Origin of the sequence: Stutzerimonas zhaodongensis (assembly GCF_003696365.1) — a bacterium.
In the GTDB taxonomy this organism is placed as follows: Bacteria; Pseudomonadota; Gammaproteobacteria; order Pseudomonadales; family Pseudomonadaceae; genus Stutzerimonas; species Stutzerimonas zhaodongensis.
Genome location: NZ_RFFM01000001.1, coordinates 1,236,611 through 1,251,540, shown reverse-complemented (window position 1 = coordinate 1,251,540; position 14,930 = coordinate 1,236,611). Strand labels below are relative to the sequence as shown.

Sequence of the window (14,930 nt, the reverse complement as noted above, 5' to 3'; positions counted from 1 at the left end):
GCGCCTATCGTTTTCATGAGACGTAAAAGCTTCAGCGAATGCGTTCGTCGTAGCAACCAATGAAACATGAACAACGGCCTGCACATGGTGACCAACATGCATCGGGGCCAAGGAAGCGCCTCACCCATTTGCTACCATGCGCGCGCACTGAATTGAACGGAAAGCCGCTGTGACCGATTCCCATACGCTCTCGCCGACTGCGCCAGACCATATCCCGACTGGCGTGCCGGGGCTGGATGCTGTGCTCAAAGGCGGCCTGCTGCCCAAGGCGGTCTACATCATCCAAGGTGGGCCGGGCGAGGGGAAAACCATCCTTGCCAACCAGATCTGCTACGCGTGGGCTGCCGGTGGCGAGCGGTCGCTGTATGTGACTTTGCTGGCCGAAACGCACCACAGGCTGTTGCGGCATCTACAGAACATGTCCTTCATGGACAACCGGTTCGCGGGTACTTCGGTGGTGTATGAAAGCGCATTCGATACGCTTCGAACGGAAGGCCTGGAGGGTATCCTTCGTTACCTGACTCGCAACGGAAAGCGGCAGAGCGCTTCACTGATCGTAATCGACGGGCTATTTGCGCTTGAGGAGAATGCGGCGTCGGAACGCGCGTTCCGTGAGTTCATCAATGACCTCTCGATTTATGCCGACGTTGTGGGTTGCACGATCCTGCTGCTGACCAACAGCAAGCGCGACTCCGGTTGCCCTGAATTCACCATGGTGGATGGCTGGTTTCAACTGGGCAGCGACGAAGACAAATTCCGAACCTACCGATATCTACAGGTGCACAAGTTCCGGGGTAGCGATTTCATCGGCGGCCGGCATATGAGCACGATTACGAGCGATGGCTTCCGGGTATTCCCTCGGCTTGAGGCGGTCACTGGTGAGCTGGATTCGGCGCCGATGCGCGATGAGCGCCTGAGCACTGGCGTCGCTCGGCTCGATGAGATCATCGAAGGCGGCGTTCCTTATTCCTCGACAACACTATTGGTCGGGCCGACTGGTGTAGGCAAGACCACGCTAGGGCTGAGCTTTATCTGTGAAAGCAGCGAGGCCGAGCCGGGTCTGGTATTCGGATTCTATGAGGATGCGCACCGCCTACGCCGGCGCGCCAACGCGCTGGGGTTGGGCCTTGGCGAACTGATCGACAGCGGCGTCGTTGAAATTCTTCATCACACTCCGACCGAGTTGTTACAGGATCAGCTGGCGGAGGAGATTCTCGAGGCGATACGCCGTCGGGGCGTCAAGCGCCTGTTCATCGACGGAGTCGACGCTTTCAAGCAGGCTGCCGTCAATGAGCAGCGCTTGGGTCGTTTCATCAGCACCTTGACGGCGATTCTGCGCTGCGAGGGCGTCACTACGATATTCACCGCCGAGCTGGCGGAGATCGTGGGTGGCGATACCGGGCTACAGTTCGCCGCGGTATCGGCAATAGCAGAGAACATCGTCCTGCTTAGATATGCCGAACTCGAGTCCAGGCTCTACCGCACATTGGCGATCTTGAAAATGCGCGAGAGCGGCTTCGATCCCTATGTCTACGAGTTTCACCTGGGCGCCGAAGGTTTCAGACTGGGTGAGCGCATGCAGCGCACGGAAGGGGTAGTGACGGGGCAGCCACACCGTCTACCTCCAGTGGGGAGGCGGGATGCGTGACGAGCGTTCGAAGGGACACGAGCCGCTCGTATTGCTGGTTGAGGACGAACTCGGCCTCAGGAAACTGATGGTCATGATCTTGGAAGACGAGGGTTACCAGGTCATTGAAGCGGCAAACGGCGCGCAGGGCCTGGCAAAGCTACAGGAAGTGAAGCCTGCGCTGGTCATCACCGATTACATGATGCCCGAGCTCAACGGCGGCGAGATGGTTCGTGCCATCCGCCGAAATCCGGCATTTGATGACGTTCCCATCCTTATGATGAGCGCCGCCTTACCCCAGCAGATTCAGGGGCGGGAGTTGGTCGATCAGTTCCTGCCCAAAGGGACAGGGCTTCAGGCGCTGGTAGACACTATTCGTAGGCTGATCACAGGCAGCGACAAATCGTCAGCGGATACAGACAGTTAAGCAGGCTAATGATGACCTCTGCGTTGGTCATGGCGCCGGGTTCAATCGCGCTTCAGAGATGCGTCTGCCTTTACTTGGAATGAATCGCTTGAGTTGCAACGACGGAGATTCGATCAGGTGCCAGGATACGGCTGCGATGATGATACTGACTGTCAAACTGAGCACCATGAATGCCGGTAATGGAAGCCGGGGGCTTAGCCAGTACATCAAAAGCTGCTGTAACGGAAAGCTGTAGATGTATATGCCGTATGAAAAGTCGCCATATCTGCCGAAGCGAGACAGCCGGAAGATCTTCAAATGCGCCAGATAGATAGTGAGGTAAGGAAGGGTCAGAACGTGGAAGTAGAACCATAGCTCGGTCCTTGCGCTGAGTAACGTGAGGGCCAGAAGAGTTAGCGCAACCTTCCAGTTCCAGGGGATGCTCAGGCGATACAGATATAGCGCTGAGCCTAGAAAAAAGAACATGCCCAGGCGCGTGGTTTTTCGCAGAATATCGCTTTCCAGGCCAAGGTTCGGCGCAAGATGGAAGTGAATCAGGATCAGTGCCAGGGGTACCAGCAGAACCGCTATCCGGCCGAATAGCTTGAACAGGCCCAGCAGCAAGAGCGTTGTGTACATCAGGACTTCGTAAGGCAGCGTCCAGACCGAGCCGTTGACGGTATTGGGGAATGGATTGTCAGCAAAGACACCAGGCAGGTGAAACTGGGTGATCAGGGCCATGTTCGACAGGTAGCGCACCGTCTGGCTGTTGAGCATGTACTCGCCGAGCGACAGCCCCGTCGCCAGCGGGCCGACGACAAATGTCGTCAAGAGGGTCGAGACCGCCAGGGCCGGAAATATGCGAAGCGCCCGTTTAGCTGCGAAATCCAACGTGCTGCGGCTGTTGATCCACGAAGCGGCGATCAAGAAGCCGCTCATCACGAAGAACAGGTTTACGGCTATATCAGCCGTGTCCATGGAGCCTGTGAACAGGCGCACCGGCTCAACCTCGCCTTGTCCTGATAGCCAGTAACAGTGACCAATGACTACCGCTGACGCGGCGAAGAACCGCAGAAAGTCGAAGTTGTTTTCGTCGCGTTGCACCGATGCGATATCCATTTAGGTCTCCTGGTGGAGAAGATGAGCAGGGATGACAGTGGTCAACGCAACGGGAAGGTTTTGCTCATACCCAGTGCCCCTGTCTCCCCGTCATGGATGGCTTGCTCGATCAAAGCCAGGCGTTGCTGGCTATTGCAAAGTCGGGCGACGAGGCGGAGTAGGATTAAAAATACCGCTCGATTTAGGCGGTGGAGCCAAGGGGAGGCGACCCAGATGTTCTTATCGAACCATGCTTGATTGCGTGCGGTGTAATAGGCTCGAAAATCGGAATCACCGAGCAGAAAACTTTCATAAATGTTACGGGTGCGTTGCTTGGTGTTCCAAGACTGCTCCAGTTCGTCGATTACCGCATCGGTGAAAAGGTACAGCCTCCCACCGCCAGCCGTTATGCGGCGGGTATATTCAGTGTCGTCAACGTAGAGCACCAGCTCCTTCAGAGGCACGCCGATACGCTCGTACAGGCTGCGGTGCGCCAGCATGCCGCCATAGGGCGCAAACGGCAGGCTTATGCTCGTTGGCCGCTTACCGGGCCGCCTTCCCCAAGGCAGGCGGCGCCAGATCTTGTACGGTAATTGCGCGACATGGAAACCAAAGTAGCTGGAGCGCCGCTGTGTAACATACCGCTCGGGTATGCCATGCTCGACGTCGGCTTGTTGGGTCGCGCGATAACCTAATACCGCTACTCGGTCAGTGCCAAGCAACGCGGCGAGGCGCTTAAGCTCTCGGTGCAGGATGAGAACCGCTGCACCTGTTGGAGCATTATCGTCGTCCATCATCCAGATGTATTCGGCGCCGCCTTCCAGCGCTGCCTTGAGCGCAACGGCGTATCCATTAGCGGATCCAGTGTTCTCTGCCAACTCGATCAGCCGGACTCGTCCAGGCCAACGTTCGATTAACTGGCCGAGGGGTAAGGAGGACGCATTGCTCACCACTATCACGTCGCTGACTTCAGCAAAACTCAGCGCGCGCTCGACCAAATGCTGCAAATAGGGCAGACGATCACCGTAGGTCACGGTCACCACAGTGGTTTTCGTGGACATGATTTGTCTCGCGTGGATATTAAGTGGCCGCTCATTCACTTGCGCAAATTGAATCCGCAACGCCATTGCGGCGATGCGGTGGGAGTAGATAGCGGGAGGTGACGCTAGCGGGGTCAGACGGTGTTGCCAGATAACTTGCTTGTCTCTGCGAATCGCGCAACGTCAGGCTCATCGTGAACATGGTCTGGATCAGCAGTAAAAAAAGCATGGAAGACGCTGATCAAACGGTCGCTTGCCGGTGTGCCTGGAAGTTCTGGCGCCTGGAATATCTCGGTATAGGAATAACCATCTGCATAAACGAGCGGGCGGTTGGTTTGATTTGCACTGTCCATGGTGCCTCCGAAGAATGCCGCAGGGTTCAAAACGAGTAACGGATGCTGTCGCTGGAACGTATATATGGAGTACCGGAGAGCGGCCTAGCCAGGCGTATAGGTGCAGGCGTAGCGGCGTCGATGCCGTTGGGTCTGGCGCAGGCTTGGCCAGCAGCGTGAGCGCCCAATTTGAATATGATCGCCGCTGACTCGCCACCTATGGCGCAGGTATGCTGCGGCGCATCCTTATATCCTTGTGGATGAAGGTGATCGCTTACAGCGTCTGGTTTATGGCCGGCGTAACTCGTCCCAGTAATCAGCAAGGTAAGACTTAATGCTGAAAGGGCCCGAGTACGGTGTGTTGCGGTTGCTGTGTTCATCCTTGAAGCCTCGCAATCAGAGATGGGGCGTGGTCAAGCGTGCTTCATGGGAACCGCCGTCGGGTATATCGGTGTAACACTTACCGGTGTGACCGTTGGACGATGGACAAGCCCTTCTTGCCCCTGGAGCAACGAAACCTCGCGAACCCTAGTATCGATGAAAGTCTTAATCTCCTGCCTGAATCGTTCGGTTGAAAATCTTTCGGCACTCGTGCGACACGTCTCAGCTTGAAAGAGATGCTCTTGCGCCTCGAACTGCTCTATTGCGGCTATTAACGAGTCCGGGGTCTGCTCGTTGTAGAACACTCCCGTGGGCTCCGGGTGGTCGATTCCCCGAACTGTTTCTAGCACGCCACCTTTCCCATAAGCGATCACCGGGGTGCCGCAAGACTGAGCCTCAATCGGCGCGATGCCGAAGTCTTCCTCGGCAGCGAACACAAAGGCGCGTGCACGCTGCATGTGGTGAAGCAGCACTGCAAAACTCTGATAGCCCATCAGCGTCACATTTGGTGTCGCAAGTTCCTTGGCCTTTTCCATTTCTGGCCCGGTGCCGATCACGACCAATTTCTTGTCTGGCATCTTTGAGAAGGCCTCCACGATCATTGGGATACGCTTGTACGGCACCATCCGCGAGGCGGTCAGGTAGTAATCCTCCTTGGTTGCGTGAAGCGTGAATTGACGGGTGTCGACAGGCGGGTAGATGACCGTCGATTCACGTCGATAGCTTTTGTTGATACGCCGGCCAATGAAGTGTGAGTTGGCGACAAAGTCATCCACGCCGCTGGCCGTACGCTGATCCCACATCCGCATGTAGTGCAGCAGCATTCGTGCGAGCTTTGCCTTGAATCCGTGATCCAGACTCGCTTCATGCAGATACTGGTGCTGCAGATCCCAGGCATAACGTATCGGTGAATGCACGTAGCTGATATGCAGCTGATTGGGTCCCGTGAGCACGCCTTTCGCCACCGCATGGCTGCTGGAAATCACCAGGTCGTAAGCCGACATGTCCAACTGCTCAATGGCAAGGGGCATTAATGGCAGGTACTTCTGGTAATGCGTCTTTGCTTTTGGCAGCTGCTGGATAAAGGTCGTGTTCGCTCGCTTGCCGCCGAGGTTGGCGCGGTCCTCATCGGAGAGAAAGTCGATTACCGCAAACAGGTCGGCTTCGGGCCAGACATCCAGCAACGCGGACAGAACCCTTTCGGCCCCGGCGTAGGTCACTAGCCAGTCATGAACAATGGCGATTTTCATACGATTGCCTTTCTTGAAGTTGTGGAAGGGCGCCCGTCACTGCAGAGCAGGGCAGGGGTTAGCTGAAGTGGCGATTGCAGGTTCAATTGCGAGGCGCTCGCAGTGCTCCGGCCTGGGCGCGACTGCCCGGTTGCTCCGCGAGTGCCTCTAGTGCTTAGGCTCGCTGAGGGGGAGCGGTCCTTCGTCTGTGGTTTCCGTGTTTTGCGCCCCGTTAAACGCCTGGTCGATCAAGCGGGATACTCGACGGGCGGACGAGTTCCAGCAGTAGCGCGCCACGTTGGTCTTGCCGCGCTGTCGCAGGTCCTGGCGCAAGGCTTCGTCGCTCAGAACCCGTTCCATGGCAAGGGTGAGGTCCGCCACTTTCAATGGATCAAAATACAGCGCGCTGTCGCCCAAGACCTCTGGTATGGACGCCGCTCGTGCTGCAATCACCGGACACCCGCAGGCTTGGGCTTCAAGCGGTGGAATACCGAAGCCTTCATAAATAGAGGGGAACACGAAGGCGGTCGCACCTTGGTAGGCCGCCACCAGCTCATCATCGGGGAGTCTGCCTAAATTGCGGATACGCCGGCTGCCGTCGACATCGTGCAGGCTGCCGGCGAACACCCGGTTGGAATCGCCGATTATGCGCAGCTCGACCTCATTGTGGCCTTCTATGCGCAAGAAGGCTGCCACCATCCGAGCAAAGTTCTTATGTGTGCTAGGCGACGAGACGGCCAGCAGATAGGGCGTCGTGCCGCGCCTGGCCACATCGATGCAAAAGGGTTGGAAACGCTCATCCACGGCACTCGGCACGATACAGATGTTGCTCGCTGGGTAGCCGTAATGGGCTGAGATCTCCGAGCGCGAGAACTCGCTCCCGGTAATCAACCCTTTGATGCGTCCAAGCAGCAGTGGGGTCAGGTTGCGATACACGGTTCTAAACGTCCTTGAATAGCTTTCTGGATGCCTGATGTAGGTAATGTCGTGATGCGTGGCGATCTGATTGCCATATGCCAGTGGTGCGGTATTGCATAACGAAACCAGCGGAGGGCTACCATTGCGGGCCAACCAGAGCGGAAGGTCCACCTGCTCCCATAGATGGCCTCGATGGCGTCCTATGCGGCGCACATGCAAGAGTTCGGCGCTTTCGTGCAGGCGGATGTCATTTGGTGCTACGAACACTAGGTCGTCGCGCAAGGCGTTCAGCTGCAGGCAGATCTGTTCGGCGAAACGTTGTACACCGCGCACTTCCTGGGTCAGGAAGCGTGAATTGATCACGATCATTGGTAAATTCCTCGTTCCTTGGAGTTTTCTAATCGAATGCCAGGTTCGTTTGTTCAGGCGCAACCGCAGCTGGATCGGACGCGCCAAGGCTGATGATTTTGGGAAACTCACCGAGTTCAATGCGGGCCGAGCAGGTTTTGCCATCTGCAGGGCATTGCCACTGGTTCGCGGCAGCTGTCCTTCCTCTGTTTGGCTGCGCGCTATCGATCAGTTCCACCTCGCCTGACTTTGGGCCGTTCGAGGTGATACTGACTGAGCGAGGCTTGTCGGTACTCCAGGCGATCAGCAACTGTTCCTCGCCGTTGCCAAACCGAAGCTGCACCGTACTCTCGTCCGATCCGGCGACCCGCTCAAGGAACTGAAATTGCTCGATAATCGGGCTTATGGCCTTAAGTACCTGGTATGCCAGCTTCGGCGAGTAGTCCTGACGAAGCAGGCCGAAGTTGTGCTCTCGCTCCCGGAGATCAGCGCCATCGTTTCGGAAGTCGTACCACCAATAGCCGCGCACGTTGGGTAGTGTTTTGGCGAGAAAGTAACTTCGGGCCAGATAGGCTGCCTGTGTGGTTTCGTCGAAGCCGCATGCGCCCTTGTGCGATGGCCAGGCCATCTCCGTCAGGTAGAGAGGAACAGGCTGGTTGGCGGCACGGGACAGGTCTAGATCGATCTCCGTGAGCCATTTGATCCAGGCTTCGGGGGTGTCGCGTCCGCGGCCGTAGCAGTGGACGTACGGGTGCAGGGAAAGCCCATCGACAGACTGCATGACCCCGGCCTCAATCAGGCGCAGGGCAAAGCCGGACTTGATACCTTCACTGGTGACTGCCCCGGCCAGCACCTTAGCGTCGGGGTCGTGCTGGCGGATGATTCCTGCGGCGTCGGCAACCAGCCGTGCATAGTCCTGGGAGAACTCGGGATCATCAGGGTTCTCGAGGTCCCATTCGTTCCAGACTTCGTAATGTCGTACGCGACCGCGCAGCTGTTGCGCGACGAACGCCACGTAACGGTTGTAGGCGGCTCGGATCGGCTCGCTGCGCGGTTTTTCGCCGTCGCCATGATGGATGTTGCCGTAACCGAGAATCAGCAGGCTGTCGATGCCCTGCGCCTGTGTCTTAGCCAGGTAGGTGTTCCAGTGAGGCTCAATCGCGAGCTTATTGCGGCTGCGTTCGACAAATGCCCAGTGCGCGTCGGTCCGTACTGATTCGATACCGGCCTGCCGCAGCAGTTCGAAGCCCGTGTCGCGGCTGGCAGGCAGGTGCAGCTCATGCGAACAGACTCCAATAATGAACGGATCTTCGGCCTCCAATGCCGACGCGCTAAAGACGACCCCGTATAGGACGGTAGGCAGCGCCACACGGCGAGTCCAATGACCGATGCTCATGGCTGACCCCCTCTTGTTCTATGCGGGTGGTGTTCAAATCCAACATATGTCGGTGTCGGAGCCGCCAAGTGGTTCAGTCCCCTCTGCAGATTCCGCGGCGACAGCACATGGGCGATGGCCATGCCAAGAAAAAGCGTGGCGGTGGTCACCTCCAGCACGTCGGTAGCCCAGCCGATCAGGCAGGTGCAGAAAACGACGCCCAACAATGCATCGCGATATCTTGAGCCTCGGTCATGCAGGCGCATCAGCAATGGAAACAGCAGCAGATAAAGAAGTACGCCGAATACGCCGAGCATTCCCCAGAGATACAACGCTGTGTTGTCGGCGATGCTCAGTAGATCGAGCCAGGCCAGCGGGAAGGCTGCTGCGCTGCTGCCCACCGCGCCGAAACCGGCCCCCCACCAGCCCCATCCTTCATTGATGATGACGTCGATGAAGTTCGGCCAGCTATGGATCAGGCGGTCATTGAATGACGCCAGCACGCTGGTGCTATAAGCCTCGCTTTGCGGAATGTTCAAAAGCAGACTGGCGACCGGTAAGGCCAGGCCGGTCAGCACCGCGATAAAAAATGCCGCTGCGCTGGGCATGCGATAGCCCGCAAGAAACAGCATCATCAAGGTCAACAGGTAGGCTGCGGCGGTGGACTTGTTCGTCGTGAGGTAAATTGCGCCGAACGCGACTGGGTACAGCATCATGCGCAGCAGCCGCGACCGCAGGAAGGCCGCCAGGAACAGGCAATACAGCGCGATCATCACGGCCAGATTGGTCGACATCCGTGCGAACCCGGCAAGCCGGTCGGTGCTGCCAAAAGCCCAGGATTTGTTAGCGGTCAGCTCGACGTCGCCCATCATGTAGCTGTAGCCCTTCCAGGGCACGTTGGTAAACATGTCCAGCGCAATGCCGAGCAGCGAGGCAACCAGGCAGAACGCGATGGTCCAATTGAGCAGGCGCGTGCTCTGTTCCAGATAGCCGCCACAGAACAACCCGAACAGCAGCGGGATGTAAATGAATATGCTGAAGCCGATATTGCTCGGCGAGGCCCTGTGAAGCAGCGCAAGCAAGCCCGAGACCAGTACTGCAAAAAGCACCAGCCATACGCCGGGCTTGCTTCGCGCCCTTGGTATTTCCAGCGCCACCGCCACGACACAGGCAAGTTTCGGCACGTAGAGCAGGGCGGGTGCACCCGCGATGTCGAGGTAATAGCGAAGTGCGCCGGCGAAGGTTTCGCTGATCAGCAACGAGGTTGCAATCAGTGCCATCACGGTGGGCTTGTCAATCGCGAGCGGGTTCGACCTGCGGTGGGAAATGGTCAGTGAAGTCGGGCTCATCATTGGCGCTCCGGCCGTTCAGCGTGGAAGACAGAATCGTCTGGTACTGATCGAGCATTCGTTCCGTATTTAAGAAGGCGGCAACGCTGGAACGTGCTTGCTCCGACAATCGCTGGCGCAGATCGCTATCGAGATAGAGTTTCAGCATTGCTCTGCCGAGGGAGTCGGGATCTGCTGGTGTGCACAGCAGCCCGTTCAGGTTGTCCTGAATGATCTCTGGCAGACCGCCCATATTCGTTGCGATGATAGGCAGATGTTGTGCGCAGCCCTCTACGGCGACTAGGCCGAAGGGCTCGGCCCAGATCGATGGAATGACGAGCACATCGATTCCTTGCATGAAGCGCTCGGAGGGCTGGTACCCGACAAACCGTACCTTGCTCGGATCGGCGCGGCCCTTGATCTCTGCTTCGTAGTCCAACTTGCCGCGCCCTGCGATCTCAAGCGTGGCGTTGATGGAAAGCGCCTGGAACTGCTCAATCAACCAGCTCAACCCTTTATTCTCAGAAAGCGTGCCGATGTAGCCGAAGCGCAGCAGACCGCTGTGGTGCGGACGTGGCAAAGCAGAGATGCTCGCTCTAGGATCGATGCAGTTGTGTACAACATGCTGGCTGGCCTGGGCGAAGTAGCCTTCGGCAGTGATCCGTTCGAGGACGAAACGGCTGACACCGATAACGGCAGCGACCTGTGCCGAGGCCGCGGCGTGTGGTCGGCGAAACGCCGCACACATGCCGCACTGGCGCTCGCAGCTTCGGCCGTTGTTGAACATGGTGTCTTTGGGGCAGAGCAGATAAAGGTCGTGCAATACCTGAACGATGGGCAGTCCGGCCGCGCTGATTTCGTCCCACGCTGATATCGACCAGCCGGTGAGGTTGTTGCAGAGCACTATGTGGGGCTCTTCGTGTGCAATCACGTCGCGCACATGCTGGCGCATGCTGCGGTTATAGCGGTCCCGCAAGTGCCAGCCGAGACGCAGTAGTCGGTTCGGCTTGGCCTGCGTGAAGTGCCAGTAGAAGTTGGACAAGCCGGCGCGATAGACAAGCAGGCCGTCGAGATGTTCGGGATTCAGGCCCGCGCGCGGCCCGGTGGCAAGCACTACCACTTCGCAGCCTCTTGCCTGCAGGCCTTCGGCTAATTGGCGGACGACGATCTCTGCACCTCCGCCGATGTGAGGCGCATACAGGCTATGCAACAGGAGAACTTTCATCGCAGACATCCTTGAGGCGATTCATCATTGGGCCAGGCTGGGGTGATCTCGGTTTGCATGGCGCAACAGCGAGATAGCGCGTTGGTACACTGACCTTCTGTTCTCGTTGAAGCAGGTTGAGCAGAATTACCGACCGCTCCTCGCCTTCGTCGCTGACGAATATCGCTTCCACGTCCCGGAAGCTGCCGCCGATAAGCTGAACCGGATCGCCGGATTCGAACCGTGGCGTACCGCCCGAGCTGGTTTCGTTAGCCAAGCGTTGGCGTAACTGCTCAATGAGGTCGTCTCTGACTGTCGTCGGTTCGGTGCCGAAGGACACCACGCGCGCGACGCCGCGAGTGGAGCGGATGGGGTACCAGTTATCTAGATGGCGATCGAGCCGGATGAACAGATAGCCTGGAAACAACGCTTCATTCATCTTTTCATCGCCGTTGTCGCATGGCTTCATTGGCCGATAGCATTCGAATCGCTGGCGTCGGAGGTTGTCTTCAGCGCGTTTATCCTGACGTGGTTTGGTTTGGATCAGGTACCAACGAGGGCTGCTGCTGGGCGCGGTCATATGAATTGCCTTCCATAGAATGTGTTGCTGATGTTCGTCCTGTTTCTGTCATGCGCCTTGCAACGCAGTTGAGTGCTCGATCCCCTCGACCAGCGAGAATCGTTTGAGTAGTGCCCGAGCTTCGCTCCGGCTGTTGAACATTAGTACGTCGATGATCGACAACGAGGGCACGAAGGGCTGGTTGAATTGCGGATAGCTCAGGTCATCCATTTGCAGGAAGCGCAGCGCCAACCCATGCGATCTGAAATAGGCTGGGCAGTAGAGCGCGGTGCCGCCAATAGGGTTGACGTACAGCTCGGCATTCATCTTGTGGGCGATGGTGACTACGCGCTCTTGCTTATCCATGCGCGCCGGCAAGCCCAGCTCCGAGCCAATGCGGATCGGCGTTGCGATCTGCAGATAGGCGCAGATCCGCCGGATGGAGTTCTCGATGAAGCGCGCCAGGTTGCGTTCCGGATGAGCCAGAATCTGGCGCACCAGCGTTATCACCTCGGCCTTGTGTGGCGCGCGTGAGTAGCCCAGCTCCAGTGTTTTCAACAGTTTCTGAGCTTCCAGTTCGAACTCGTCGCATAGCCAGCGCTGGTTGATCGGAGAGAATTGATTGGCTTTACGCAATGAAAACGTAATCAGCTTCGGCTGCCCGTTCGCCAGTACCCGGTTGCGGTTAATCCATGAACCCTTGACGTACTGAAGGTCGTCGCCCAGTACAAAGACATCGCTGCGCGCGATCAGCTGGAAATAGCCAAGGTAGGGGAACAGGTAGGGTTGCATCATCGAGACGGTTCTGAGCACGGGCTTATCCCTCGCATGTGTCAGGCTTTTTGAGAATAACTGTAATAACCGTAGGCACCGGTCTCGTAGGCGGAGCTCGAGGCCCTGCGTTTGACCCCGTTTAGAATTGCGCCCTTGAGCAGCACCCCGTTCTGCGCCAAGCGTCGCTTGGCGGCTTCGACCTGGCCGGCGGTGCTCAGCCCATAACGGGCCACCAACAGGCAGGTGCCAGCCTGTTGTGCAACCAGGACGGCATCCGTTACCGCCAACACCGGTGGTGTATCGACGATCACGAAGTCGTACTCACGCTCGGCTTCCTTCAGCAAGCGTGCGAAGTTCTCGTGCATCAAGAGTTCCGAGGGGTTGGGCGCACTATGCCCGCTGGCGATGAACTGCAGGTTGGCCTGATCGGTCTTGCAGACCACGGCGGAGAGCGACAAGCCGCTGGCCAGGGCGTCTGACAAACCGTTGCGCGGCGCCATGCCGAACATTCCGGCCAGATAGCCGCGCCGCATGTCGGCGTCGATCAGCAGCACGCGCTGGCCGGCCTGGGCAATGACCGAAGCCAGGTTGCTGGCGACAAACGATTTACCCACAGAGGGCGTAGGGCTGGTTATTACCAGCACCTGATTGCGGGCCTCGAGCATGGCGAACTTGAGACTGGTACGCAGGCTGCGGAGTGATTCGATAGCCAGGTCGGCCGGATCGGCACGCCCCAGCAGCTTGCTTCTGCCATCGTGAATCCTTCGCAACCGGAACAGGTGCTCCTGCTTCGCCGAAAAAGGCAGCGCGGCGTACACCGGCGTACCCAGGTGCTCAATGGTTTCGGGACTTTCTATGCCGCGGTAGAACACCTGCCGTAGCAGGATCACTGTCGCCGACACCAGCAGTCCGACGAAGATCGCGACCAGCACCACCAGCGGCTTGATTGGCTTGGCCGGCTTTTCCACCACTGCGTAGGCGCTGTCGATGATGCGCACGTTACCGATGGTGCCCGCGCGCAGGATGTCCTGCTCTTGTGCCTTGTCCAACAGCAGCGTGTAGGTGCGCGTGGTGACCTGCATGTCGCGGTTCAAGCGCAGGAGTTCCTGCTGCGTCATCGGCAAAGTATCGATTTTCCCCATAAGCGCGGATTTCTGCGCCTGCAACTGGCCGATCTTCTTCATCAGCGTCTGGTAGGTTGGGTGTTCCGGGGTATAGAGCTGGTTGTATTCAGTGCGCTTGAGGTTGTGCTCGGAGATTTGTGATTCCAGCGCGACGATCTGATCGAGCACGCCCTTGGTCTCGATGCTGATGTCCACCGACTGAGCGCTGGTCTGGTAGTCATTGAGCGCGGCTTCGGCCTTTTCCAGCTCCTTGCGCACCACGGGGACCTGCGACCTCAGGAACTCCAGCCGTTGGGCCGCTTCTGCTGAGCTGCGTTCGATATTCTGCCGCACGTACAGGCGGCTGATCTTGTCCAGCACGCGATTGGCCTTATCCGAATCCGGATCCTCCAGCGTGAGATAGATGATCCCGGAGTCCTTACCAGCTTCACCCACCTTCAGGCGCTTTTGGTAGTCCAGCGCAGTGGTCTGCGGGCGGCTGCGCACCACAACGAACTCAGTGCCGGGACGCGCCTTGAGTTCGGCGACCTGTACCCGAAAGCCGTCGTGCTGCACAGCTTCGTTGATCTTTCCGGTTAGCAGCATTTTCTCTTCGGCGTCGTACAGGCGGTACGAACCCGCAGTGCCCGCTTTCAGCAGCAGCTTCTCGCCCAGGTAGGCTTCCGGCACGTCCAGCTGGAAGATGTCGAGCTTTTCTCCACCCCAGGCGTAGCTGTCCAGCCCCAGTAACGGTGTAGCGAGTTCTCCGTCTTCCACGGGGTCGTGCTGGCGGGCCAGGTAGCTGCCAAGCAGCGGGACGTACTTGGGTCGCGTATTGATGTACAGCTTCAGGTCATTGACCGTGTTGCCTAGAACCGCGCGGGATTTGATCAGCTCTATTTCGGTGATTGCCTGGGATACCGAGTTCGGCCTGGGCACGGATTCGGGGATGCCGGTGATACCTGACTTCTTTGGCTCGATCTGGATCATCGCGGTGGCTTCGTAGATCGGCGTGGCAACAATGGCGTAGGCCACGCCGAGGAGCGCGAAGAGGGCGGTGATGCTGAAAATAAGGCGCTTGTGATCGAATGCCACGCGAAGAATGCGCGCCAGATCGATTCGGTTGTCTCCATCGTAGTCCAGCGAAGAGCGGGCCATGGCAGTCATTGCGGTTCCTTCCTTGAGTGTTGCGCCATCGATGCGGCAGC

13 protein-coding genes are annotated in these 14,930 nt (G+C 58.0%); 2 read left to right on the top strand and 11 right to left on the bottom strand.

The features are described 5' to 3' along the window. Positions 1-169 precede the first annotated feature (169 nt). Positions 170-1,648 carry an ATPase domain-containing protein gene (locus EA797_RS05715; protein WP_122164165.1) on the top strand — a complete coding sequence of 493 codons (1,479 nt, stop codon included), beginning with the start codon at positions 170-172 and terminating at the stop codon, positions 1,646-1,648. Continuing rightward, complete coding sequence (locus EA797_RS05710) at positions 1,641-2,054, top strand: response regulator (RefSeq protein ID WP_122164164.1); 414 nt, start codon at positions 1,641-1,643, stop codon at positions 2,052-2,054. The genes EA797_RS05715 and EA797_RS05710 overlap by 8 nt, the downstream gene beginning before the upstream one ends. A 27-nt stretch (positions 2,055-2,081) precedes the next feature. Here the strand turns inward: EA797_RS05710 and EA797_RS05705 are convergent, their stop codons facing one another. The 11 genes from EA797_RS05705 to EA797_RS05655 form a co-directional block, all read right to left on the bottom strand. Further along, the gene (locus EA797_RS05705) at positions 2,082-3,152 is read right to left on the bottom strand and encodes an acyltransferase family protein (protein WP_122164163.1); all 1,071 of its coding nucleotides are present in this window, start codon (positions 3,150-3,152) and stop codon (positions 2,082-2,084) included. 41 nt (positions 3,153-3,193) lie between these two features. Next, positions 3,194-4,192, bottom strand: coding sequence for a glycosyltransferase (locus tag EA797_RS05700; protein ID WP_122164162.1), 999 nt, complete (start codon positions 4,190-4,192; stop codon positions 3,194-3,196). A gap of 113 nt (positions 4,193-4,305) precedes the next feature. Further along, entirely contained in the window at positions 4,306-4,524 is a 219-nt protein-coding gene (locus EA797_RS05695; RefSeq protein WP_122164161.1) for a hypothetical protein, read from the bottom strand. A 392-nt stretch (positions 4,525-4,916) separates the two neighbouring features. Further along, complete coding sequence (locus tag EA797_RS05690; protein ID WP_122164160.1) at positions 4,917-6,134, bottom strand: glycosyltransferase family 4 protein; 1,218 nt, start codon at positions 6,132-6,134, stop codon at positions 4,917-4,919. 147 nt (positions 6,135-6,281) lie between these two features. Continuing rightward, positions 6,282-7,400: a glycosyltransferase family 4 protein gene (locus EA797_RS05685; protein ID WP_122164159.1), complete on the bottom strand. Its 1,119-nt coding sequence runs from the start codon at positions 7,398-7,400 to the stop codon at positions 6,282-6,284. Positions 7,401-7,428: 28 nt separating this feature from the next. Further along, a complete protein-coding gene (locus EA797_RS05680) occupies positions 7,429-8,775 on the bottom strand; it encodes a hypothetical protein (RefSeq protein ID WP_122164158.1) in 1,347 nt (448 codons plus the stop codon). Further along, positions 8,772-10,106, bottom strand: coding sequence for a hypothetical protein (locus EA797_RS05675; RefSeq protein ID WP_425275562.1), 1,335 nt, complete (start codon positions 10,104-10,106; stop codon positions 8,772-8,774). Before EA797_RS05675 ends, EA797_RS05680 begins: the two co-directional genes overlap by 4 nt. Next, complete coding sequence (locus tag EA797_RS05670; protein WP_122164157.1) at positions 10,048-11,307, bottom strand: glycosyltransferase family 4 protein; 1,260 nt, start codon at positions 11,305-11,307, stop codon at positions 10,048-10,050. Before EA797_RS05670 ends, EA797_RS05675 begins: the two co-directional genes overlap by 59 nt. Continuing rightward, positions 11,285-11,866, bottom strand: coding sequence for a transcription/translation regulatory transformer protein RfaH (rfaH, locus tag EA797_RS05665; RefSeq protein ID WP_122164156.1), 582 nt, complete (start codon positions 11,864-11,866; stop codon positions 11,285-11,287). The genes EA797_RS05670 and rfaH overlap by 23 nt, the downstream gene beginning before the upstream one ends. 48 nt (positions 11,867-11,914) lie before the next feature. Next, positions 11,915-12,658, bottom strand: coding sequence for a WbqC family protein (locus EA797_RS05660; protein ID WP_122164155.1), 744 nt, complete (start codon positions 12,656-12,658; stop codon positions 11,915-11,917). A gap of 20 nt (positions 12,659-12,678) precedes the next feature. Continuing rightward, complete coding sequence (locus EA797_RS05655) at positions 12,679-14,889, bottom strand: polysaccharide biosynthesis tyrosine autokinase (RefSeq protein ID WP_122164154.1); 2,211 nt, start codon at positions 14,887-14,889, stop codon at positions 12,679-12,681. Between the last annotated feature and the right edge of the window lie 41 nt (positions 14,890-14,930).

What these genes read in the sequence shown, in the direction of transcription:
- EA797_RS05705 (WP_122164163.1), bottom strand. Translation starts at nt 3,152, where the DNA reads ATGGATATCGCATCGGTGCAACGCGACGAAAACAACTTCGACTTTCTG.
- EA797_RS05690 (WP_122164160.1), bottom strand. Translation starts at nt 6,134, where the DNA reads ATGAAAATCGCCATTGTTCATGACTGGCTAGTGACCTACGCCGGGGCC.
- EA797_RS05685 (WP_122164159.1), bottom strand. Translation starts at nt 7,400, where the DNA reads ATGATCGTGATCAATTCACGCTTCCTGACCCAGGAAGTGCGCGGTGTA.
- EA797_RS05695 (WP_122164161.1), bottom strand. Translation starts at nt 4,524, where the DNA reads ATGGACAGTGCAAATCAAACCAACCGCCCGCTCGTTTATGCAGATGGT.
- EA797_RS05700 (WP_122164162.1), bottom strand. Translation starts at nt 4,192, where the DNA reads ATGTCCACGAAAACCACTGTGGTGACCGTGACCTACGGTGATCGTCTG.
- EA797_RS05670 (WP_122164157.1), bottom strand. Translation starts at nt 11,307, where the DNA reads ATGAAAGTTCTCCTGTTGCATAGCCTGTATGCGCCTCACATCGGCGGA.
- EA797_RS05655 (WP_122164154.1), bottom strand. Translation starts at nt 14,889, where the DNA reads ATGACTGCCATGGCCCGCTCTTCGCTGGACTACGATGGAGACAACCGA.
- rfaH (WP_122164156.1), bottom strand. Translation starts at nt 11,866, where the DNA reads ATGACCGCGCCCAGCAGCAGCCCTCGTTGGTACCTGATCCAAACCAAA.
- EA797_RS05680 (WP_122164158.1), bottom strand. Translation starts at nt 8,775, where the DNA reads ATGAGCATCGGTCATTGGACTCGCCGTGTGGCGCTGCCTACCGTCCTA.
- EA797_RS05675 (WP_425275562.1), bottom strand. Translation starts at nt 10,106, where the DNA reads ATGATGAGCCCGACTTCACTGACCATTTCCCACCGCAGGTCGAACCCG.
- EA797_RS05710 (WP_122164164.1), top strand. Translation starts at nt 1,641, where the DNA reads ATGCGTGACGAGCGTTCGAAGGGACACGAGCCGCTCGTATTGCTGGTT.